This window comes from Mesorhizobium sp. ArgA1 (assembly GCF_053714375.1).
Window position 1 is genome coordinate 1 of the sequence record NZ_JBSKBQ010000014.1, and the last position, 19,015, is coordinate 19,015.

Here is a 19,015-nt window from a genome sequence, read left to right on the forward strand (position 1 = left end):
CCGCGCCGGAAACCACCTCGCTGCGCCCCTGCCGTCTCTCCAGGCGTCCAAAGCCTAATAACGCAACAGGCCCCTTGAGGGGGAGATGGCCGGCAGGCCAGAGGGGGTCGGACCGACCGGACTCGGCCTGATTTCGCAGATAGAGGCTAGCGCTTCACGCGATGCGACCCCCTCTGTCGCCTTCGGCGACATCTCCCCCTCAAGGGGGGAGATCGGCCACTCACCTACCCCACAAACCCAACCCGTTTATGCGATCCGTCGCAAAACGGCTTGTTGGCAGAGTGGCCGCAGCGGCACAGAAAGGTGCGGGTGGTGCGGTCGATCGTGTGGCCGGTGCCGGTGACGATCTCGGCATTGCCTTCGACCTTCAACGGCCCGTTGGTGGTTGGCGTTATGGTCAGCGGGCCATTTCGCGCCTCCAGCGTCGCCGGCGCCTCCTTCAGCGGCGGCTCGCCGGTGGCTGTGAAGCCGGCCTTGATGTGGCTGTTGTCGCAGAACGGCTTGTTCTGCGAGGCGCCGCAGCGGCAGAGCGTGGCGCGAAAGGAGGTCTCGCCACCGAGCACGATCTCGGCATGGACGGCCAACGGCCCGTTCTCGCGCAGCCGCACGGTGTTGACCACCGGCGGCTTCTCCTGCGGCCCGCCATCCTTCCTCAGATAGCCGATGGCGCCGGACGGACAGTTTTCGGCCAGCGTCACAACCTGCTCGACGCTAGCCGCCTCGGGGTGGATCCACTCGCCGGGCGCATTGGGCACGAAGACATGCGGGTTGCCGAGCACGCAATTGCGCGAATGGATGCAGCGCTTGCCGTTGAAGGAAACGTCGATCTTTTCGCCTTCGACCGTGCCTGCCATGGAGCTCTCCTCGTGGTGGGTGACAAGAGGCTAGGGCGGCGGCGGCAAGGGCGTCAAGCTCGGCGGAGCGGCTGATCAGAGGGGGTCGCCGCGCGTGGAGCGCTGGCCCTCTTCTACGGCAATGAGGCCGAGCCCGGTCGAACCGACCCCCTCTGTCGCCTGTCGGCGACATCTCCCCCTCGAGGGGGGAGACTAGTTCCTCACTCCACCAGATCGATCGTCTCCGTCGTCTTCTCCACGCAGATGAAACAGCAGGTATCGCACGGCTGGTCATTGTCCGGCCCGACCCCCGCCGAAATCGCGTCGTTGCCGTTGACCCAGGCGCCATAGCAGATGTTCTCGCCCTGATTGCACGAGATCGGCACCGATTTCTGCGAGTTCGGCTCGATCAGAAACACCTGCTCGTCGCCCGGCCATGACATCTTGCGGTCACGGCTGAACAGCTCCACCGCCACCGCCTGTTTGCGCAGGTTCTTGACGAAGAACGCCATGTCGGCGGCATGCGCCGGAGTGGCGAGGAGGAAGGCGGCAAGGGTGAGGCGGAGCATGGCGGTGGTTTCCGAATCGGAGAGGGGAACTAGAGCATGAGCGGAGAGACGGCGCGAGGCGGAGCGTAATCTCCCCCCTCGAGGCGGAGATGGCCGGCAGGCCAGAGGGGGTCGGTTCGTCCGGGCTCGACGTACTTTGCCGCAGAAGGGGGTTAGCGCTCCACGCGCGGCGACCCCCTCTGTCGCCTTCGGCGACATCTCCCCCTCAAGGGGGGAGATTAGTGCCCCACGACCACCTGCGGCGCGAATTTTCTCACCGCCTCGATAACGTCCTGGCCGCTCATGTCGAGCGAGGTGATCTCCATGTGCACGATGTTCCTGCCGAAGGGCAGGATCCGGTTCAGCGCATTGGCCGATGCGTATTTGATCTCGTCGGGCGGCTCGCCGGTCAGTTCGAAATTGACCATTCCCGAGCCCTTGCCGGGGGAGGAGAGGTGCACGCTCACCACCTGGTCCCATGGCACCAGCACGTCGCCGAGGCGGCGATCGCGGAAGCCGTTTTCGTCGAGCACCACCTTGACCCGGGTGTCGAAGGCGCCGCGCGCGCTGTAGCCGGCGAGCCCGAGGAAGCCCAGCGCCAGCAGCGCCACCAACAACACCCGCCCGCCGTCGGCGCCGCCGGCCAGCCCCTTCAGCGTGTAGAAGCCGAAGATCGCCGCCATCAGCAACGACCCGGCGACGGAACTGAACTTGTTGGTGGGACTGTTGCGGAGTTCTATCGGCGCGGACATTTCGGTGGTTTCCGAGTGTTGAGGATCAGGCGGAACGGTTCCTCCTTCCTTGCCTGAGTGAGAAGGAGAATCAGAGCCTCACCACCACATGCGGTGCGAATTTCTTTATGGCTTCGACCATGTCCTGGCCGACAAACCTCTCCGTGCTTTGAGCGTCATCGCGGCGAAAGAGCCCATCCCAAAGGAAGTCTATAAGGAAAAGAACCAGCTGTATTTCTACATGACACGCTATCTAATCGAGCGCTTGTCTTGGCTCTGTCGGGATCACCGTCCACTAGCTCCAGAAGGCGATGGACGAGTGGCGATCACTTTCTCCCGCCGGGGCGGGATGCAGTACGAAGAGTTTCGGGAATACCTTGAACGTTTGAAGGCCGACAAGTCGGGCGACGTTCGTATACACTGGCCAGTGATTGACATTGATGCCGTGACAGCAGCCGATCATAGCAAGAGCGCGAGCCTTCAGCTTGCCGATGCGATTGCCTCTGCGATGGCCGCTGGTTTTGAACCTGATCGGTATGGAAATTGTGAGCCGCGTTATGCCGAGACGCTTAAGCCTGTAACTTACAGCCGCAAGAAAAAGTATCTCAGCTACGGAATAAAGATGGTCCCGCATCACGAACAATGCAATTTGGATCAGCAGCAACTGAAGATGCTAGAAATCTGGAAATAAAAGCGGCAGCCCCCCGGCCCATAATTGCGATTTCTCGCCTGCAATCTCGCGACTGCTTTGGGGTGTTCCGGCGCATGGCTGCCTTACACCAATATGGCATTGTTCCCGGTATGTTTCAATAGAGGTTGAGAGAAAATCTATTTGAATCAATGGTTTATGACGTAAGTCATTGTTTATGAATCGGTTTTTTATCTGTCCGACGTCCACTTTTTCGTTTTGCCAGCGCTGAATTTCTAGACCGTATCGTGGTTGAAACAGCCTTCGGGTACAACCGCACTCAGATCATTAACGGTCTTCAACAAGTCAGCTGCTTGCTTCTGACCCAATTTGGCTAATGGCGCTCAGCGGAAGGCGGATCGCGGCGACCTCTGGCGAATAAACGTCCACCCAGCAGCTTCAGCGCCGAGCTGGCGGGGGCCCGCTGCCTCCGGCAGCTCCCCCCGCTTTCGAAGCCTGCCATCGATCCACTGGATCGATGTCTTGGCGCGCTATGCGCGCCAACCGACTTCTCAATCCCCCATCTTAAGCGCCTGGATAAACGCCTCCTGCGGGATATCCACCTTCCCGAACTGCCGCATCCGCTTCTTGCCCTCTTTCTGCTTGTCGAGCAGCTTGCGCTTGCGGCTCACGTCGCCGCCATAGCACTTGGCGGTAACGTCCTTGCGCAGCGCCGAGATGGTTTCGCGGGCGATGACCTTGCCGCCGATCGCAGCCTGAATCGGGATCTTGAAGAGGTGGTGCGGGATCAGCTCCTTCAGCTTCTCGCACATCTGGCGGCCGCGCTTTTCCGCCGCCGTGCGGTGGACCAGCATGGACAGCGCGTCGACCGGCTCCTCATTGACCAGGATCGACATCTTCACCAGGTCGCCCTCGCGGTAGTCGGTCAGGTGATAATCGAAGGAGGCGTAGCCCTTGGAGATCGACTTCAGCCGGTCGTAGAAATCGAAGACCACTTCGTTGAGCGGCAAATCATAGGTCAGCATGGCGCGCTTGCCGACATAGGAGAGGTCGGCCTGGATGCCGCGCCTGTCCTGGCAGAGCTTCAGGATGCCGCCGAGATAGTCGTCGGGGGTGAGGATGGTGGCGCGGATCCACGGCTCCTCGATGGCCGAAATCTTCACCACGTCCGGCATGTCGGCGGGGTTGTGCAGCTCTTTCATCGAGCCGTCATTGAGCAGCAGCCGGTAGACGACGGATGGGGCAGTGGCGATCAGGTCGAGGTTGAACTCGCGCTCCAGCCGCTCCTGGATGATTTCGAGGTGCAGCAGGCCAAGGAAGCCGCAGCGATAGCCGAAGCCGAGCGCGGCTGACGTTTCCATTTCATAGGAGAAGGAGGCGTCGTTGAGGCGCAGCTTGCCGACGGCGGCGCGCAGGTCCTCGAAATCCGCGGCGTCGACTGGGAACAGGCCGCAGAACACCACCGGCTGCGCCGGCTTGAAGCCGGGCAAGGCATGCGCCGTCTGGCGCTTGTCCTCGGTGATGGTGTCGCCGACGCGGGTGTCGGCCACTTCCTTGATCGAGCCGGTGAAGAAGCCGAACTCGCCGGGGCCGAGTTCGTCGACATTGATGCGGGCGGGCGTGAAGACGCCGGTGCGCTCGACCAGATATTTGGCGCCGGTGCCCATCATACGGATGGTCTGGCCCTTTTTCAGCACGCCGTCGATGATGCGGACCAGAACGATGACGCCGAGATAGGCATCGTACCAGCTGTCGACCAGCATGGCTTTCAGCGGGGCCGTGGCATCGCCCTCGCGCGGCGGCGGCAACTGGTGGACGATGGCCTCCAACACGTCCGGAATGCCGAGGCCGGTCTTGGCCGAGATCAGCACGGCGTTGGAGGCGTCGATGCCGATGACCTCCTCGACCTGCTCGCGGATGCGCTCGGGCTCGGCGGCCGGCAGGTCGACCTTGTTCAGCACCACGACGATCTCGTGGTTGTTGTCGATGGCCTGGTAGACATTGGCCAGCGTCTGCGCCTCGACGCCCTGGGAGGCGTCGACCACCAGCAGCGAACCCTCGCAGGCGGCCAGCGACCGCGACACTTCATAGGCGAAGTCGACGTGTCCGGGCGTGTCGATGAGGTTGAGGATGTAATCCTCGCCATTGTTGGCGCGGTATTTGAGCCGCACCGTCTGCGCCTTGATGGTGATGCCGCGCTCGCGCTCGATGTCCATCGAGTCCAGCACCTGCTCCTTCATGTCGCGCAGCTCCAGCCCGCCGGTCAGCTGGATCAGGCGGTCGGCAAGCGTCGATTTGCCATGGTCGATATGGGCGACGATGGAGAAATTGCGGATGTGGTCGAGGGGCGTGCTCATGGCGCGGCCTTTAGCAGGGGCGGGGTTGAGGGGCAAGCGGGGCGGGGATGGCCTTCCTTCCCCCCTTGTGGGGGAAGGTGGATCGGCGCGATAGCGCCGAGACGGATGAGGGGTGTTCCAGCGGAGTGAGACGTTGGTTATTCTGACGCTATGCCGCATCAGCCTGTCACTCCCGCCAAGCGCAGCTTTGCCCGTTCGCTTCGGCGTGACATGACCGAGGCGGAGAGCAGGCTCTGGCAAGAACTGCGAGATCGCAGGCTCGACCGGATAAAATTTCGGCGCCAGATGCCTGTCGGCAAATACATCGCCGATTTCGCTTGTCCCGAAGCGCGCCTTATCGTCGAGATCGATGGCAGTCAGCACGCAGACTCGGATTCCGACCTGGCTCGCGGATCTGAACTGAAAGCGAGAGGCTTTCGCGTTTTGCGCTTCTGGAACGATGATGTGCTGAAGGATTTGAATGCCGTCTGCGATACAATCATCGCCTATGTAAGGGACACAAACTTGCAGCCCTGGCGGTGACGGATGAGGGGTGTTCCAGGGAACGCCAACGCCTCACTCCGCTGGAACACCCCTCATCCGTCGCCTTCGGCGACACCTTCTCCCACAGGGGGGAGAAGGGAAGGCGCCGGCGCCCCCGCAATCACAAACCGGTGAGCGATGTAACGAAGCCTCCGGACACGGCGAAGTGAGTGATGACCGGCGCATCCCAGCGCCCCACGGAGCAAGCCATGTCCAGAAAACTTATCGCCTTGTCCGGCCTCCTTGCAGCATCGCTGTTGTCGTCGATGGGCACCGCCTTCGCCCAGCCGCTCACCGTGGTCGAATTGTTCACCAGCCAGGGCTGCTCGTCCTGCCCGCCGGCCAATGCCAATCTGATCAAGGTCAAGGACAAGCCGGGCGTGCTGGCGCTGTCGTTCAACGTCACCTACTGGGACTATCTCGGCTGGAAGGACACGTTCGGCCGCGAGGAGTTTACCCAGCGCCAGGTGCGCTATGAGCCGTCGCTTGGCCGCTCGGGCCCGTTCACGCCGCAGGTGGTGGTCAATGGCGGTGCCGACGCCGTGGGCGCTGCACCCGGCGAGATCGAGCAACTGATTTCCTCGAGCAGCGGCACCAAGGGTCCGTCGCTGTCGCTCGATAGCGGCAAGATCGCGATCGGCGCCGGTTCCGCTCCGGGCGGCAAGGCCGATGTCTGGCTGGTTCGCTACAACAAGGGCGTCATCGAGGTGCCGGTGGCGCGCGGCGAAAACACCGGCCACACGCTGCCGCATGCCAATGTCGTGCACTCGCTGACAAAGCTCGGCAGCTGGAACGGCGAGGCGGCGACGCTGAAGCTGCCGGCGCCAAGCGCCGGGCTCAGCACCGCGGTGCTGGTGCAGACGCCGGGCGGCGGGCCGATCCTGGCCGCGGCCGCCGACTGATTTTCCCCACGCAACGCCGCAGACGGCTGCGCATCACCGGCCCGCATATGCGCGCCACAACCCCTGAGAAGGAATACCAGCATGACCAAGACCCTTACCGCGCTCGCCTTTGCGCTTTCGATGACGGCTTTTGCCGCAGGCGCCCGCGCCGAGGATACGACCAATGCCATGAAGCCGGCCGATGCGATGGCTACCGAGGCGATGAAGCCTGCAACGGACGCCATGAAGCCTGCGGATGCGATGGCGCCAGACCCGATGGCCACCGAGGCGATGAAGCCGGCAACGGACGCCATGAAGCCCGCGACCGACGCGATGAAGCCCGCCGATGCGATGGCGCCGGCCGACGCCATGAAGCCTGCGGACGCCATGAAGCCCGCGGACGCGATGGCGCCCGCGCAATAAGGCATGAGCACTGGTCCGGCTGCCTGGCGGCCGGGCCACGCACGGCAATTTGAGAAACCCGACACGACAATCTGTCGTATAGTCGGAAACACCATCAAGGGAGATCAGACATGACCGGCATGGAAAAGACGAGAACGCCGATCTTCGCCAAAAGCGCTCTTGCGGCGCTCATCGTTGCCGGGGCGGCGGCCGCCTTTTGGCAGAGCCCGGCCCAATCGGCCGAGGACGCGGTGGTGATCCCGCCGCCGGCAATGGACGAAAAGGCCGCCAGCGGCAGCGAGAAGGCCGTTTTCGCCGGTGGCTGTTTCTGGGGCGTGCAGGGCGTGTTCCAGCACGTCAAGGGCGTGACCAAGGCCGTCTCCGGCTACACCGGCGGTGCCAAGGACGATGCCGTCTACGAAACGGTGGGCAGCGGCCGCACCGGCCATGCCGAATCGGTCGAGATCACTTACGATCCGTCCAAGGTGACCTACGGCCAGCTGCTGCAGGTCTATTTCTCGGTCGCGCACAACCCGACGCAGCTGAACTACCAGGGCCCAGACTCGGGCACCCAGTACCGCTCGACCATCTTTGCCGAGAATGGCGAACAGCAGAAGATCGCCCAGAGCTACATCGCCCAGCTCGACCAGGCCAAGGTGTTTTCGAAACCCATCGTCACCACGCTGGAGACGGGGAAAACCTTCTATCCGGCCGAGGAATATCACCAGGACTTCCTGACGCTGAACCCGACCTACCCCTACATCGTCTACAACGACCTGCCCAAGGTGGCGAATTTGAAGTCGCTGTTCCCGGCGCTGTACAGCGACAAGCCGGTCCTGGTCCTGGCGGCGAGCAAGAGCTGAGGATTGGGCTTGGGGGGCACGGGTCGCGACGCTCCCCAACCTTCGTCATCCTAGGGCGAAGCAAGGAGCGAAGCGACGCAGCGCAGACCCTAGGATCCATGCCGCGCCCGCCGTGCAGTGCTCCAGCGGTGCAAAAAACCGGGCGGCTACCAGCCTGTCCCACGGAAGAGCTCAAACCATTCGGGATTGGCCTTTTCGATCAGGTCGATCTTCCACTGTCTTGGCCACCGCTTCAGTGACTTCTCGCGCTGGATGGCATCGGTGATGTCGAAGAATTCCTCGTACCAGACCAGCCGCTGTACGCCGTAGCGGCTGGTGAAGCCTGCACCCTGGCCGGATTTGTGCTCTGGCATTCGGCGGCCAAGGTCATTGGTGACGCCGATGTAAATCGTGCCGCGTTTCTGGCTTGCGGTCATGTAGACATAGCCGGTCATGGCTCAGGGTAACAAGGGTCGGTGCGCGCACAAGCGCCATTCTTGTCCGCTGCGTTCCAGGGCAAACGTCACGGCATGGATCCTAGGGTCTGCGCTGCGTCGCTTCGCTCCTTGCTTCGCCCTAGGATGACGAAGTCGCGAGGGCTTTTGCCAACCTCTTCGCCAACGCCCTTACCCCTCAATCATACGTCAGATCCGTCGCCTTGCCGCCAAACACGCGATACGCGTAGAACGAATAGAAGATGATGATCGGCAGGACGACAACGACGCCGGCCAGGATTATGGCGAGGCTTTCGGTCGCCGAGGCCGCCTGCCAGATGGTCAGACGATCTGGCACCACGAACGGGTAGAACGACCAGGCGAGCCCGGCAAAGCCGAGTGCGAAGATGGTGGCGAGCGTCAGGAACGGCCTGAGCGCATGGCGGTCGTCTTGCTTAGGCAGATGGAAGGTCTGCCGCCACAGCCACAGGAACAGCAGCGCCGACAGGATCGGCAGCGGCGACAGATAGAGCATTTCGGGCCAGTCGAACCATTTGGCGAAGATGCGCGGGCTGGCAAAGGGCGTGGCGAGCGACACCGCGGCCATGCCGAGCGCGGTCAGCACAAGCGCCGTGCGCAGCCAGGCCACCGCCTTCTTCTGCAATTCGCCTTCGGTCTTGTAGATCACCCAGGCGGCGCCCATCGCTGCATAGGCGGCCGACAGGCAGAGCGCCACCAGCGCGCCGAAGGCGATGCCGCCAAGGCCGACATCGAGGCCGAGCACGTACACGCCGAGCATATAGCCTTGCGCCAGCGAGGCGATGATTGAACCGAGGAAGAAGATGCGGTTCCAGCGATGCTTCTTGCCGGCCGGCACCTTGGCGCGGAAATCGAAGGCGACGCCGCGCAGGATGAGGCCGACCAAAAGCACGAAGACCGGCAGATAGAGCGCGGTGAGGATGACGCCATGCGCCATCGGGAAGGCGACCAAAAGCAGGCCGACAGCCAGCACCAGCCAGGTCTCGTTGGCGTCCCAGAACGGGCCGATGGCGGCGATCATCGTGTCCTGCTCGGCGTCCTCGGCAACCGAGAACAGGATGCCGATGCCGAGATCGAACCCGTCGAGAATGACATAGATCAGGATGGCAAGGCCCATCAGGCCAGCGAAGATGAGCGGCAGCGCGGTTGGCCAGTCGAAGCTCATGGGTCTGTCGTCCCTCTCATCAACGGTTCTGCCCTTCGCTATGGCTCCGGGCGTTCGTCATTCGAAAAGCCAAATCGTTGGCTTTTCGTCCGCTGCGCGGACCATTTCTCACTCCCCTGCAGCCGGTTGCGACATGGCCGTCTTCATCACGCCCGGCAGCGGCGAGGTGTCGCCATCCTTGGCCGCCTTCAGCGCCAGGTGCACCAGCACGCCGAGATAGGCGATCAGCAAAAGCACATAGAGGATGAGATAGACGGCAAGCGTCAGCGCGACATGGCTACCGGCGACCGGGCCGACGGCGTCGGCGGTCTTCAACACGCCCGTCACTAGCCAGGGCTGGCGGCCGATCTCGGTCGTGTACCAGCCGGCGAGCGTCGCCAGCCAGCCGGACAGCGCCATCGGCACCATCAGCATGGCCAGCGGCTTCGGCAGGCTGTGGCGGCGCTTGAGGAAGAAGGTCGCCGACCAGGAGACGATCAGCATCAAGATGCCGGTGCCGACCATGATGCGAAAGCCCCAGAACAACGGAAGGACCGGCGGATGCAGGCCGGGATAGTCGTTCAGCCCCGGCACGATGCCGCTGGTCGAGTGCCGCAGCACAACACTGGCGCCATCGGGAATGGCGACCTCGAACCTGTTTTCCTTCGTCGCCTCATCCGGCCAGGCGAACAGAACCAGCGGCACATTGGGGCCGGTGTTCCAGTTGGCCTCCATGGCGGCGATTTTCTGCGGCTGATGCTCCAGCGTGTTCAGCCCGTGCTGGTCACCGGCAAAGATCTGGATCGGGATCAGGATGGCGCCGGTGAAGACGCCGGTGCGCAGCGCCTTCCACATCGATTCCGAACGGTCGCCGCTGAGATAGCGCAGCGCCGACAGGCCGGCGATCAGGAACGAGACGGTCAGCCCCGAGGCAATCAGCATGTGCACGAGGCGGTAAGGCATGGACGGGTTGAAGACGATCGCCCACCAGTCGACGGGATGCGCCTTGCCGTCGATCATTTCGAAGCCGGCCGGCGTCTGCATCCAGGAATTGAGCGCGATGATCCAGAAGGCGGACAGCGTGGTGCCGCCGGCAACCAGCACGGTGGCCAGCGTGTGGACGCGGTTCGACACGCGGCGGAACCCGAACAGCATGATGCCGAGGAAGGCCGCCTCAAGGAAGAAGGCGGTGAGGATCTCGTAGGCGAGCAGCGGCCCGGCGATGTTGCCGACCGTTTCCATATAGCCCGGCCAGTTGGTGCCGAACTGAAAGCTCATGGTGACGCCCGAGACGACGCCCATGGCGAAGGATAGCGCAAACACCTTCACCCAGGTGAAGTAGGCGCGCATCCAGGCGGAATCGTTGGTGGCGTTGTAGCGGAGCTTGAAGAACAGCAGCACCCAGCCAAGCGCAATCGTGATCGTCGGAAACAGGATGTGGAACGAAATGTTCGCCCCGAACTGCATACGTGACAGGATGAGCGGGTCCATTGCGGGCTCCGGCTGCTGTTTGTGGTTGAACAATAGGGCGGAAGCCCAGCCCGGTCAAAGCGGCGTGGCGCCACGCGGGGCGCGTTGTCGCAGCAGATCGGGCCAAACCGTCAGCGCTCCCGGCTACATCTTGGCGAAACGACGAAAAGGGAACGTTTGTCCACATTTGTCAGCAGCGGCATTGACTTCCGGCCGTCCGCACCGACATTCAGCGCAATAAAAATCCCTTTCAAGCAGTCGTTCCCCGCCTCATGTCTTCCACCAATTCGCCCTCCATCATTTCGATTTCCGGCGTCACCAAGACCTACGCCACCGGCTTCAAGGCGCTGAAGGAAATCAACCTCGGCATCGAACGCGGCGAGATCTTCGCGCTGCTGGGGCCGAACGGCGCCGGCAAGACGACGCTGATCTCGATCGTCTGCGGTATCGTCAACCGCTCGTCAGGCACGGTGACTGTCGACGGCCATGACATCACCAGAGACTACCGCGCCGCGCGCAGCCTGATCGGGCTGGTGCCGCAGGAATTGACCATAGACGCCTTCGAGAGTGTCTGGGCGACGGTCAATTACAGCCGCGGCCTGTTCGGCAAGGCGCCCAATCCGGGCTTCGTCGAAAAAGTGCTGCGCGACCTCTCACTGTGGGACAAGAAGGACGCCAAGGCGATCACGCTGTCGGGCGGCATGAAGCGCCGGCTAATGATCGCCAAGGCGCTGTCACACGAGCCGCGCGTGCTGTTCCTCGACGAGCCGACGGCCGGCGTCGATGTCGAACTGCGCCAGGACATGTGGGCGATGGTGCGCCGGCTGCGCGACGACGGCGTCACCATCATCCTCACCACGCATTACATCGAAGAGGCCGAGGCGATGGCCGACCGCGTCGGCGTCATCAACCGCGGCGAGATCATCCTGGTCGAGGGCAAGGCCGAGCTGATGCGCAAGCTTGGCCGCAAACGCCTGATCGTGGAATTGCGTAACACCCTCACCGCTATTCCAAACGCCTTCTCGCACTATGCGCTGGAACTCTCGCCGGATGGCACACAGCTGACCTACACCTATGACAATCAGAGCGAACGCCCCGGCGTCGCTTCGCTGCTGCGCGAGCTCGAGGCGGCCGGCATTCAGTTCCGCGACATGGACACGCAAAACTCTTCGCTAGAGGAGATCTTCGTCAATCTGCTGAGGCAAGAGCCATGAATATTCGCGCGGTCTGGGCGATCTACCGGGTCGAGATGGCGCGTGCGTTCCGCACCGTGCTGCAGAGCATCGTCTCGCCGGTGATTTCGACATCGCTCTATTTCGTCGTCTTCGGCTCGGCCATCGGTTCGCGCATCACCGAGATCGACGGCATCAGCTACGGCGCCTTCATCGTGCCCGGCCTGATCATGCTGTCGCTGTTGACGCAGTCGATCTCCAACGCCTCCTTCGCCATCTATTTCCCGAAATTCGTCGGCTCGATCTACGAGCTTTTGTCGGCGCCGGTGTCTTATCTGGAGATCGTCATCGCCTATGTCGGCGGCGCCGCGACCAAGTCGATCATCCTCGGCCTGATCATTCTGGCGACGGCCTCGCTGTTCGTGCCGCTGCATATCCAGCATCCGTTCTGGATGCTCGCCTTCCTGGTGCTGACAGCGGTGACCTTCAGCCTGTTCGGCTTCATCATCGGCATCTGGGCGAAAAGCTTCGAGCAGCTGCAGCTGGTGCCGCTTTTGATCATCACGCCGCTGACCTTCCTTGGCGGCAGCTTCTATTCGATCAACATGCTGCCCGAGGCCTGGCGCACGGTGACGCTGTTCAATCCGGTCGTCTACCTGATCAGCGGCTTCCGCTGGAGCTTTTACGGCAAGTCGGACGTCTCGGTCGGCGTCAGCCTCGGCATGACTGTGGTGTTCCTGGCCATCTGCATCGCCATCGTCGCCTGGATATTCAGGACCGGCTACCGGCTGCGCAACTGACCCCTCCGCCCTGGCAATCGCGTATGGGCCGGTCAAATCTACGTTTTGCCGAGGGCAGATCGGCCGGGCGGGCCGCCACGGATCTTGCTAGACCGCCTTGATCAGGCGCAGCAGGCCCAGCATTTCAACCAGCGTGCCCTTGCGGAAGGCGATGTAGGTCGGCTCCTCGACGCCGTGGAAGCGGCGCTTGAACGCCGCCTGGCCCTTGAGGTTGAACTTGCTGCGGTTGACCCAGGGCGAGTCATAGGCGCGCTCGAAGGCGTTGCGCCAGAAGCTCGATTCGGTAAATTCATTGGCCCCGACGTCGAGCATCGGCGACAGGCCGAGCGTGACGACGGAAATGCCCTCGCCGCGAAAGCGGTCGACGGCGAATTTGGTCAGCCCGATCTCGGCATGCGGCGAGGCATCGATGTGCTTGCGCTTGAACGAGGTGGTGTAGCCGATCACCTTGCCGTCCCTGAACAGCGGATCGAAATCGAGCAAGGCGACAAGCTCGCCCTCCGGGCTGTAGAGCACGAAACGGCGCATATCGATGCCGAGATGATCGGAAAAGGGGCGGTTGAGGAAGGCCATCTCCCAGCGCTTGACGATGCGGTCGGCCCGCCAGTTCTGCGACAGGCGCTGAACCTCGTCGAGGTAGACCGCTCCCTCGCCAAAGGAAAACCCCTTCTTCAACAGCCAGCGTTCGGAATAGCGCACGGTTTCGTTGCGCTTGCCGGAAAAGTTGTGCGCCGGAAGCTCCAGCCGCGTGTCGATGCCGAGGCGGTTGACCTGGTAGCCAAGCCCGGACAGCACGCGCGCCGTCGGCTGGCCGATCTGCACGAACCATGGGCTGTCGGCGGCTTCGACAAAGCGTCTGATATAGTCGGCCCGGTCGGACGGATGGGCCACCGGATCGCCGAGCGCGAAATGGTGCTTCATCTTGGTGCCGAAGGCGATGTAGCCATCGGTGTCGCCGAAATAAGAGAGTTTCTGCTGCACGGCGGTCGAATAGGCCAGCGAGAAGTCGCCGTGCCGGCGGACCATCACCAGCCGCTCGACATGCGACAAATCCTGGCGCGGCACCTTGGCTGCGGCGCCCTCCAGCAGTCTGTCGAGAAAGATACGCAAGGAGGGCATGGTCGAGCTTCCGCGTGCCGATGATAAACAGAGGCCTGCCCCCGAGGCCTCGAATCAGTCGCATTGACGCGACCTCATTATCGATCATATCGCCCCTGTGCCATACAGGACGTGCCATACAGGACGGGTCCCCATGGCGCAGCTAAAAGGGAATCTCGACCGAATGGCGGCAACGACAAGCGAAACGATGCCCATCGTCCCTAGGTCGAAAGGATCCGACGAGACGGTGATCGTCATCGGTGCCGGAGCAGCAGGACTGGCAGCGGCCGACGCGCTTGCAACGTGCCGGCTAGGCCAAGGGCCGGCTTCGCGGCCTCAGGCCGATTTTGGCTCCAGCCGGCGGAAACCGACGGCTTCAATCAGCATGTCCTCCTCGACCATGCCGGCATTGTGCAGTGCCAGCACAGTCAGCGCGAGTTCGCGCGCCTCGGTCGAATCGGGATGCAGGTCGCGCCTGCTACAGGCCTCGTCGAACACACGTTGCAGCTTGGCAATATCATCGGGCCTGAGCAGGCCCCGGTCATAAACAGACTTCGGCATGGCAGCCTCCTCCAGAAGACCTAGGGCGCCGTGTTTAAATGTCCAATCTTTCCCGAGGCTTGAGCGGAGCAGTCGCCTGGATTCGGGTAAATCCGGCTCGAGCGTTGGCAATCAGACCACGATCCGGCTGCCACCCACCCGGCCATCTCTCGCCGCCGGCCGGGCATGTTCCGCTGCAGTTCGCTTGACGTGCCGGCGCGCTTGCGGAACAAGGGCTGCCACAAACGGCAGCGAGGGACAAAGTGAGCTTCTGGGGACTGGCGCAGCTTGTCATTTCAACGGTGATCTTCCTGCTGGCGGCAACCGCGGCCAAGCAATGGGGGCTGGCGCCGAGCCTTGGCAAGATCCTGGTGACGCTGGCGCTGTATACGCTGGGCAATCTGATCATGCTGCGGCTGGTCCGCGAGTTCGGCATGTCGGTGTCGTTCAGCCTGTCGGCGGTGATCCAGCTGGTGTCGGTCAATGTCGTGGCGCTGGTGTTCTTCGGCGAACGCGTCAATACCTTGCAGGCGACCGGCATCGTCCTGGCCATCGCCGCCGTGGCGCTGATCACGCTCGGGCCCTATCTGCAGGGACGGCTATAGTACAATGAAGACCGCCCTCCGCATCCTCGCCAACTGGATCGAATTTCCGGTGCTGCTTGCCGGGCTGATCATCGCCGGCGGGCTTTGGGGGCTCGAGGAGCTGATGGAGGTGGCGCGCGACACCACCCCGCATGCTTTCGATACCGAAATCCTGCTCGCCTTCCGCCAGGCCGGCCATCCCGACGTTCCGCTCGGCCCGCTCTGGTTGCACGGCGCGATGCGCGACATAACCAGCCTCGGCAGCTCGGCGGTGCTGGTACTGATCGTGGCGGCGGTGATCGTCTACCTCCTGCTGATCCGCAAGGCAGGGACGGCGCTGTTCGTCCTGGCGGCGGTGGCCAGCGGCCAGGCACTGTCCAGCCTGTTGAAAGCCGACGTCGACCGGCCGCGCCCGGACCTCGTCTCGCACCTCGTCACAGAGACGTCGCTGTCGTTTCCAAGCGGCCATGCCATGGTCTCGGCAGTGACCTATCTGACGCTCGGCTCGCTGGCGGCGGGCTTTCTGCCGGGACGCACGACCAAGATCTTCGTGCTCTGCCTTGCGGTTCTGACGACGCTGCTGGTCGGCGTCAGCCGCGTCTATCTCGGCGTCCACTGGCCTTCCGACGTGCTCGCCGGCTGGTGCGCGGGCTTCGCCTGGGCGATGCTGTGCTGGCTGGCGGCGCGACTTCTGCAGCGGCGGCATGCGGTGACCGATAGTGGCGGCGACCTGAAAGACTGATGGCGCGGGGTGACAATCAGATCAGCCGGTCGATCAATCCGTTAGCGCAGCATGCTTATCCCGTTTCCCGCCATCCGACTCCACAGACAGATCATGTTTCATATATGCTTCATGATGGTTGAAACATCATAATGATTATATTATACGTGAAACCGCAGACTCAGACGGGGGGTTCCGGTCGATGATCACTGCCGCGCAGATGCGCGCCGCGAGGGCGCTGGCCGGCATCGATCAGAAGACGCTCGCCGAGCGCGCCGGGGTTTCGCTTCCGACTATCCAACGCATGGAAGCGAGCGACGGCGTGGTCAGGGGCGTGGTCGATACGCTGATGAAGGTCATCCAGGCTCTCGACGAGGCCGGGGTGGAGCTGATCGGCGAGAACCAGACCAGCGAGCGCGGCGGCAGAGGCGTGCGCCTCAAGCCGGTCGCGGCGCCGAACCCGCAAGGCTGAGCCGGCATACAGTCGCGACGGCGACCGCCGACAGTCCTGCCGACGATCCCGCCGCCTTCACGCAAGCGGAAGGCAGTCCATGGATCAGATCCGTCAGGCAGTCGAGCAACCGGCCCATCACCTGGCGAAGCCGACATTTTCGGAGCTGTTCACGCCGAAACTGGTGACGGTCTGGCGCGAAGGTTACCGCCTGCCGGAATTCAAGGCCGACGTCATGTCCGGCCTGACGGTTGCCATTGTCGCGCTGCCGCTGTCGATGGCGATCGCCATCGCTTCGGGTGTGACGCCGGAGCGCGGCCTCTACACCTCGATCATCGGCGGCTTCATCATTTCGGCGCTCGGCGGCAGCCGGTTCCAGATCGGCGGCCCGGCCGGCGCCTTCATCGTGCTGGTGGCGGCTACGGTGGCGCGCGTCGACGTCGACGGTCTGCTGCTGGCGACGATGATGGCGGGCGTCTTCCTGCTTGCCATCGGCTACCTCCGCCTCGGGACCTATATCAAGTTCATCCCCTATCCGGTGACGGTCGCCTTCACTGCCGGCATTGCGGTCATCATCTTTTCCGGCCAGATCGCCGAACTGTTCGGATTGACCTTGCCCGGGAAGGAGCCGGGACCTTTCGTGCCCAAGCTGATCGCGCTTGGCGAAGCGGCTGGCACGATCAACGTTGCGGCGACTTGCGTGGCGGCACTGACCATCATCACCATCGCCTTCCTGAAGCGCTGGCGGCCGAAATGGCCGGCGATGCTGATCGCCATCGCACTGGCCTCGCTCGTCGCGGCGCTGCTGGCGCTGCCGGCCGAAACGATCGGCACGCGCTTCGGCGGCATCCCGCGCAGCCTGCAAGTCCCGGCCTTGCCGCCGATCAGCCTGGACAGGATGATCGACGTGCTGCCGGACGCCATCGCCTTTGCCCTGCTCGGCGCGATCGAATCGCTGCTGTCGGCAGTGGTCGCCGACGGCATGACCGGACGCCGGCACCGTTCCAACTGCGAACTGGTGGCGCAAGGTTTTGCCAACATCGCCTCTGCCATGTTCGGTGGCATCTGCGCCACCGGCACCATTGCCCGCACGGCGACGAATGTGCGGGCCGGCGCGCACGGGCCGGTCTCGGGCATGGTTCACTCGGCGATCCTGCTGGCGCTGATGCTGGTGGCGGCGCCGCTTGCCAGCTACATCCCGCTTGCCGCCCTTGCCGGCGTACTGGCGGTGGTCTGCTGGAACATGTTCGAGAAGCAAGCCTTTCTCACATTGCTGCGCGCTTCGCGCGGCGACGCGCTGGTGCTGGTGGCGACTTTCCTGATCGTCGTGTTCCGGGACCTGACTGAAGGCATCGTCGTCGGCTTCGCGCTGGGCTCGATCCTGTTTATCGACCGCATGGCCAAGTCGATTGCCGTCGAGGCGGATCAATCGCTGGTACCGGAGGACGTCGCCGACACCGCTGGCACATACGATTCCAGCGAAGCCAGCGATGCCGACACCGTCGTCTATCGGATCTCCGGCGCCTTCTTCTTCGGCGCCGCCTCGACCGTCGGCACGGTGCTCGACCGCATCGCCGACCAGCGCAAGAACTTCATCCTCGATTGCTCGGCGGTGCCGTTCTTGGATTCTACCGCGGCCAATGTCATCGAGGGCGCGGCGCACAAGGCGAAGCGCGCCGGCGTCCGCTTCATCATCGCCGGCGCCTCGCCGCAGACGCGGCGCATGCTCATCACCCACGGCGTCAAGCGGCCGCTGGTGACCTTTGCCGCTTCGATCCGGGACGCGCGGGCGCAGCTCAAAGCGGCACCCGCTGGCTGAGCCGGCAAGTGTGCGGCCTCAGTCGAGACTCATCGCCGCGATCTCACCTTCGTTCATCAGCGGCACATAGATCACCGACGCGCCGTCGGTGCCGATATCGGCGCTGCCCGGCCTGAACTGCACGACTGCTTCCGGCGTGCCGCCGACCTTGTAGCGATAGAGCGTGCCGGTCAAGTAGGCGGTGGCGTAGATGCTGTCGCCGATGGCGACGACACCGTCGAGGTCGGCGAAGTTTTGTGCCCTCGGCAGCGGCGTGATCGCCTTGCTGGCGAGGTCGACAGACAGCAACCCGCCGGGCTCGGCGGTGCTGAAATCGGCCTTGATGCCCTTGCCCCAGGACGCCACGATCAGCCGATCGCCATCGGCGAAGACGCCATTGGGCGAGGCGAGCTTCGCATCCTTCACGAACAGTTCAGGCTTGTCGCCGTCGATGCGGTAGATCGCATCGGCAAGCATGTCGGTGACATACACCTTGCCCGAACTGTCCGACGTCACGTCGTTGAGGAAAACGGCGCCGGGCACATCGATGGTCGAGACGAGGTTGCCGCTGGTCAGATCGACGACCCGCATCTTGGTGATGTCGGCGACGTAGAGCTTGCCGCCGGAGATCGCCGAGCCCTTCGGTGCATCCATGCCGTCGGTCCAGTGCTGGGCGACGACCTTGCCGTCCGCAGACAGCAGCGAGAGATAGCCGTTGCCGTCGGCTGCACCGGGATTGCCGACGATGTTGGAAACGATGATGCGGTTGTTGGTGGCGTCGAACAGCGCCGATTCCGGCTGCTGGAAGCCGGAAGCGCGCCAGACTTCACCGGCCTGTGCGGTCGGTGCGAGCGTGATCCCGAAGGTGGCGACACAAATCGAGGTGATGAGGGTTTTCATGGCCAGGTCTCCTGTGATGACGAGCGGAGAGCTAGAGATTTTGATACTTTTCTGGAAGGCGGATTGCCGCTAGTATCGAAACCCGATACCAAATCATGC

General features: G+C 63.2%; 21 protein-coding genes. 11 read left to right on the forward strand and 10 right to left on the reverse strand.

Going from position 1 to position 19,015, the window contains the following annotated elements; all coding sequences use genetic code 11:
• Positions 1 to 224: 224 nt before the first annotated feature.
• The 3 genes from ACWGTI_RS24370 to ACWGTI_RS24380 all read right to left on the reverse strand — a co-directional run bounded on the left by ACWGTI_RS24370 (position 225) and on the right by ACWGTI_RS24380 (position 2,133).
• Positions 225 to 854 carry a CDGSH iron-sulfur domain-containing protein gene (locus ACWGTI_RS24370; RefSeq protein WP_454589487.1) on the reverse strand — a complete coding sequence of 210 codons (630 nt, stop codon included), beginning with the start codon at positions 852 to 854 and terminating at the stop codon, positions 225 to 227.
• A 200-nt stretch (positions 855 to 1,054) separates the two neighbouring features.
• Entirely contained in the window at positions 1,055 to 1,402 is a 348-nt protein-coding gene (locus ACWGTI_RS24375; RefSeq protein ID WP_454589488.1) for a hypothetical protein, read from the reverse strand.
• Between the two features lie 218 nt (positions 1,403 to 1,620).
• Positions 1,621 to 2,133 (reverse strand): hypothetical protein, encoded by a 513-nt coding sequence (locus ACWGTI_RS24380; protein ID WP_454589489.1) that lies wholly within the window; start codon positions 2,131 to 2,133, stop codon positions 1,621 to 1,623.
• 88 nt (positions 2,134 to 2,221) lie between these two features.
• Between ACWGTI_RS24380 and ACWGTI_RS24385 the strand changes: the two genes are divergently transcribed.
• Positions 2,222 to 2,803, forward strand: a complete 582-nt coding sequence (locus tag ACWGTI_RS24385) for a DUF3800 domain-containing protein (RefSeq protein WP_454589490.1) — start codon at positions 2,222 to 2,224, stop codon at positions 2,801 to 2,803.
• A 509-nt stretch (positions 2,804 to 3,312) separates the two neighbouring features.
• Here the strand turns inward: ACWGTI_RS24385 and lepA are convergent.
• Positions 3,313 to 5,118, reverse strand: a complete 1,806-nt coding sequence (lepA, locus tag ACWGTI_RS24390) for a translation elongation factor 4 (protein WP_454589491.1) — start codon at positions 5,116 to 5,118, stop codon at positions 3,313 to 3,315.
• A gap of 150 nt (positions 5,119 to 5,268) precedes the next feature.
• Here lepA and ACWGTI_RS24395 point away from each other — a divergent pair, with 150 nt between their 5' ends.
• The 4 genes from ACWGTI_RS24395 (at position 5,269) to msrA (ending at position 7,786) form a co-directional block, all read left to right on the forward strand.
• The gene (locus ACWGTI_RS24395; protein WP_454589492.1) at positions 5,269 to 5,640 is read left to right on the forward strand and encodes an endonuclease domain-containing protein; all 372 of its coding nucleotides are present in this window, start codon (positions 5,269 to 5,271) and stop codon (positions 5,638 to 5,640) included.
• Between the two features lie 209 nt (positions 5,641 to 5,849).
• Positions 5,850 to 6,542 carry a DUF1223 domain-containing protein gene (locus tag ACWGTI_RS24400; protein ID WP_454589493.1) on the forward strand — a complete coding sequence of 231 codons (693 nt, stop codon included), beginning with the start codon at positions 5,850 to 5,852 and terminating at the stop codon, positions 6,540 to 6,542.
• 81 nt (positions 6,543 to 6,623) lie between these two features.
• Entirely contained in the window at positions 6,624 to 6,944 is a 321-nt protein-coding gene (locus tag ACWGTI_RS24405) for a hypothetical protein (protein ID WP_454589494.1), read from the forward strand.
• Positions 6,945 to 7,054: 110 nt separating this feature from the next.
• Entirely contained in the window at positions 7,055 to 7,786 is a 732-nt protein-coding gene (msrA, locus tag ACWGTI_RS24410; RefSeq protein WP_454589495.1) for a peptide-methionine (S)-S-oxide reductase MsrA, read from the forward strand.
• Positions 7,787 to 7,932: 146 nt separating this feature from the next.
• Here msrA and ACWGTI_RS24415 read toward each other — a convergent pair whose 3' ends face one another.
• The 3 genes from ACWGTI_RS24415 to ACWGTI_RS24425 form a co-directional block, all read right to left on the reverse strand.
• Complete coding sequence (locus tag ACWGTI_RS24415) at positions 7,933 to 8,220, reverse strand: GIY-YIG nuclease family protein (protein ID WP_454589496.1); 288 nt, start codon at positions 8,218 to 8,220, stop codon at positions 7,933 to 7,935.
• Positions 8,221 to 8,398: 178 nt separating this feature from the next.
• Positions 8,399 to 9,403 (reverse strand): cytochrome d ubiquinol oxidase subunit II, encoded by a 1,005-nt coding sequence (locus tag ACWGTI_RS24420; RefSeq protein WP_454589497.1) that lies wholly within the window; start codon positions 9,401 to 9,403, stop codon positions 8,399 to 8,401.
• Positions 9,404 to 9,511: 108 nt separating this feature from the next.
• A complete protein-coding gene (locus ACWGTI_RS24425; RefSeq protein ID WP_454589498.1) occupies positions 9,512 to 10,873 on the reverse strand; it encodes a cytochrome ubiquinol oxidase subunit I in 1,362 nt (453 codons plus the stop codon).
• Positions 10,874 to 11,124: 251 nt separating this feature from the next.
• Here ACWGTI_RS24425 and ACWGTI_RS24430 point away from each other — a divergent pair, with 251 nt between their 5' ends.
• Both ACWGTI_RS24430 and ACWGTI_RS24435 read left to right on the forward strand, forming a co-directional pair.
• Entirely contained in the window at positions 11,125 to 12,066 is a 942-nt protein-coding gene (locus ACWGTI_RS24430) for an ABC transporter ATP-binding protein (RefSeq protein ID WP_454589499.1), read from the forward strand.
• Entirely contained in the window at positions 12,063 to 12,824 is a 762-nt protein-coding gene (locus tag ACWGTI_RS24435) for an ABC transporter permease (protein ID WP_454589500.1), read from the forward strand. Before ACWGTI_RS24430 ends, ACWGTI_RS24435 begins: the two co-directional genes overlap by 4 nt.
• An 87-nt stretch (positions 12,825 to 12,911) precedes the next feature.
• On the opposite strand, the gene ACWGTI_RS24440 is transcribed toward ACWGTI_RS24435, so the two are convergent.
• Together ACWGTI_RS24440 and ACWGTI_RS24445 are read right to left on the reverse strand one after the other, a co-directional pair.
• Complete coding sequence (locus tag ACWGTI_RS24440) at positions 12,912 to 13,943, reverse strand: phosphatidylglycerol lysyltransferase domain-containing protein (protein ID WP_454589501.1); 1,032 nt, start codon at positions 13,941 to 13,943, stop codon at positions 12,912 to 12,914.
• Between the two features lie 315 nt (positions 13,944 to 14,258).
• The gene (locus ACWGTI_RS24445; RefSeq protein WP_454575483.1) at positions 14,259 to 14,483 is read right to left on the reverse strand and encodes a hypothetical protein; all 225 of its coding nucleotides are present in this window, start codon (positions 14,481 to 14,483) and stop codon (positions 14,259 to 14,261) included.
• A 242-nt stretch (positions 14,484 to 14,725) separates the two neighbouring features.
• Between ACWGTI_RS24445 and ACWGTI_RS24450 the strand changes: the two genes are divergently transcribed.
• The 4 genes from ACWGTI_RS24450 (at position 14,726) to ACWGTI_RS24465 (ending at position 18,037) form a co-directional block, all read left to right on the forward strand.
• On the forward strand, positions 14,726 to 15,067 hold the full coding sequence (locus ACWGTI_RS24450; protein ID WP_454575482.1) for a hypothetical protein: 342 nt from the start codon (positions 14,726 to 14,728) through the stop codon (positions 15,065 to 15,067).
• A gap of 4 nt (positions 15,068 to 15,071) precedes the next feature.
• On the forward strand, positions 15,072 to 15,788 hold the full coding sequence (locus ACWGTI_RS24455; protein WP_454589502.1) for a phosphatase PAP2 family protein: 717 nt from the start codon (positions 15,072 to 15,074) through the stop codon (positions 15,786 to 15,788).
• Between the two features lie 181 nt (positions 15,789 to 15,969).
• A complete protein-coding gene (locus ACWGTI_RS24460; RefSeq protein WP_454589503.1) occupies positions 15,970 to 16,239 on the forward strand; it encodes a helix-turn-helix domain-containing protein in 270 nt (89 codons plus the stop codon).
• Positions 16,240 to 16,318: 79 nt separating this feature from the next.
• Positions 16,319 to 18,037 carry a SulP family inorganic anion transporter gene (locus ACWGTI_RS24465; RefSeq protein WP_454589504.1) on the forward strand — a complete coding sequence of 573 codons (1,719 nt, stop codon included), beginning with the start codon at positions 16,319 to 16,321 and terminating at the stop codon, positions 18,035 to 18,037.
• Positions 18,038 to 18,055: 18 nt separating this feature from the next.
• On the opposite strand, the gene ACWGTI_RS24470 is transcribed toward ACWGTI_RS24465, so the two are convergent.
• Positions 18,056 to 18,916 carry an SMP-30/gluconolactonase/LRE family protein gene (locus ACWGTI_RS24470; RefSeq protein ID WP_454589505.1) on the reverse strand — a complete coding sequence of 287 codons (861 nt, stop codon included), beginning with the start codon at positions 18,914 to 18,916 and terminating at the stop codon, positions 18,056 to 18,058.
• Between the last annotated feature and the right edge of the window lie 99 nt (positions 18,917 to 19,015).

Bases quoted from the DNA above. Each gene is read 5' to 3' on its own strand.
- ACWGTI_RS24425 (WP_454589498.1), bottom strand. From the start codon at position 10,873: ATGGACCCGCTCATCCTGTCACGTATGCAGTTCGGGGCGAACATTTCG.
- lepA (WP_454589491.1), bottom strand. From the start codon at position 5,118: ATGAGCACGCCCCTCGACCACATCCGCAATTTCTCCATCGTCGCCCAT.
- ACWGTI_RS24405 (WP_454589494.1), top strand. From the start codon at position 6,624: ATGACCAAGACCCTTACCGCGCTCGCCTTTGCGCTTTCGATGACGGCT.
- ACWGTI_RS24455 (WP_454589502.1), top strand. From the start codon at position 15,072: ATGAAGACCGCCCTCCGCATCCTCGCCAACTGGATCGAATTTCCGGTG.
- ACWGTI_RS24445 (WP_454575483.1), bottom strand. From the start codon at position 14,483: ATGCCGAAGTCTGTTTATGACCGGGGCCTGCTCAGGCCCGATGATATT.
- ACWGTI_RS24395 (WP_454589492.1), top strand. From the start codon at position 5,269: ATGCCGCATCAGCCTGTCACTCCCGCCAAGCGCAGCTTTGCCCGTTCG.
- ACWGTI_RS24375 (WP_454589488.1), bottom strand. From the start codon at position 1,402: ATGCTCCGCCTCACCCTTGCCGCCTTCCTCCTCGCCACTCCGGCGCAT.
- ACWGTI_RS24385 (WP_454589490.1), top strand. From the start codon at position 2,222: ATGCGGTGCGAATTTCTTTATGGCTTCGACCATGTCCTGGCCGACAAA.
- ACWGTI_RS24440 (WP_454589501.1), bottom strand. From the start codon at position 13,943: ATGCCCTCCTTGCGTATCTTTCTCGACAGACTGCTGGAGGGCGCCGCA.
- ACWGTI_RS24380 (WP_454589489.1), bottom strand. From the start codon at position 2,133: ATGTCCGCGCCGATAGAACTCCGCAACAGTCCCACCAACAAGTTCAGT.
- ACWGTI_RS24370 (WP_454589487.1), bottom strand. From the start codon at position 854: ATGGCAGGCACGGTCGAAGGCGAAAAGATCGACGTTTCCTTCAACGGC.
- ACWGTI_RS24420 (WP_454589497.1), bottom strand. From the start codon at position 9,403: ATGAGCTTCGACTGGCCAACCGCGCTGCCGCTCATCTTCGCTGGCCTG.
- ACWGTI_RS24470 (WP_454589505.1), bottom strand. From the start codon at position 18,916: ATGAAAACCCTCATCACCTCGATTTGTGTCGCCACCTTCGGGATCACG.
- ACWGTI_RS24460 (WP_454589503.1), top strand. From the start codon at position 15,970: ATGATCACTGCCGCGCAGATGCGCGCCGCGAGGGCGCTGGCCGGCATC.
- ACWGTI_RS24430 (WP_454589499.1), top strand. From the start codon at position 11,125: ATGTCTTCCACCAATTCGCCCTCCATCATTTCGATTTCCGGCGTCACC.
- msrA (WP_454589495.1), top strand. From the start codon at position 7,055: ATGACCGGCATGGAAAAGACGAGAACGCCGATCTTCGCCAAAAGCGCT.
- ACWGTI_RS24415 (WP_454589496.1), bottom strand. From the start codon at position 8,220: ATGACCGGCTATGTCTACATGACCGCAAGCCAGAAACGCGGCACGATT.
- ACWGTI_RS24435 (WP_454589500.1), top strand. From the start codon at position 12,063: ATGAATATTCGCGCGGTCTGGGCGATCTACCGGGTCGAGATGGCGCGT.
- ACWGTI_RS24465 (WP_454589504.1), top strand. From the start codon at position 16,319: ATGGATCAGATCCGTCAGGCAGTCGAGCAACCGGCCCATCACCTGGCG.
- ACWGTI_RS24400 (WP_454589493.1), top strand. From the start codon at position 5,850: ATGTCCAGAAAACTTATCGCCTTGTCCGGCCTCCTTGCAGCATCGCTG.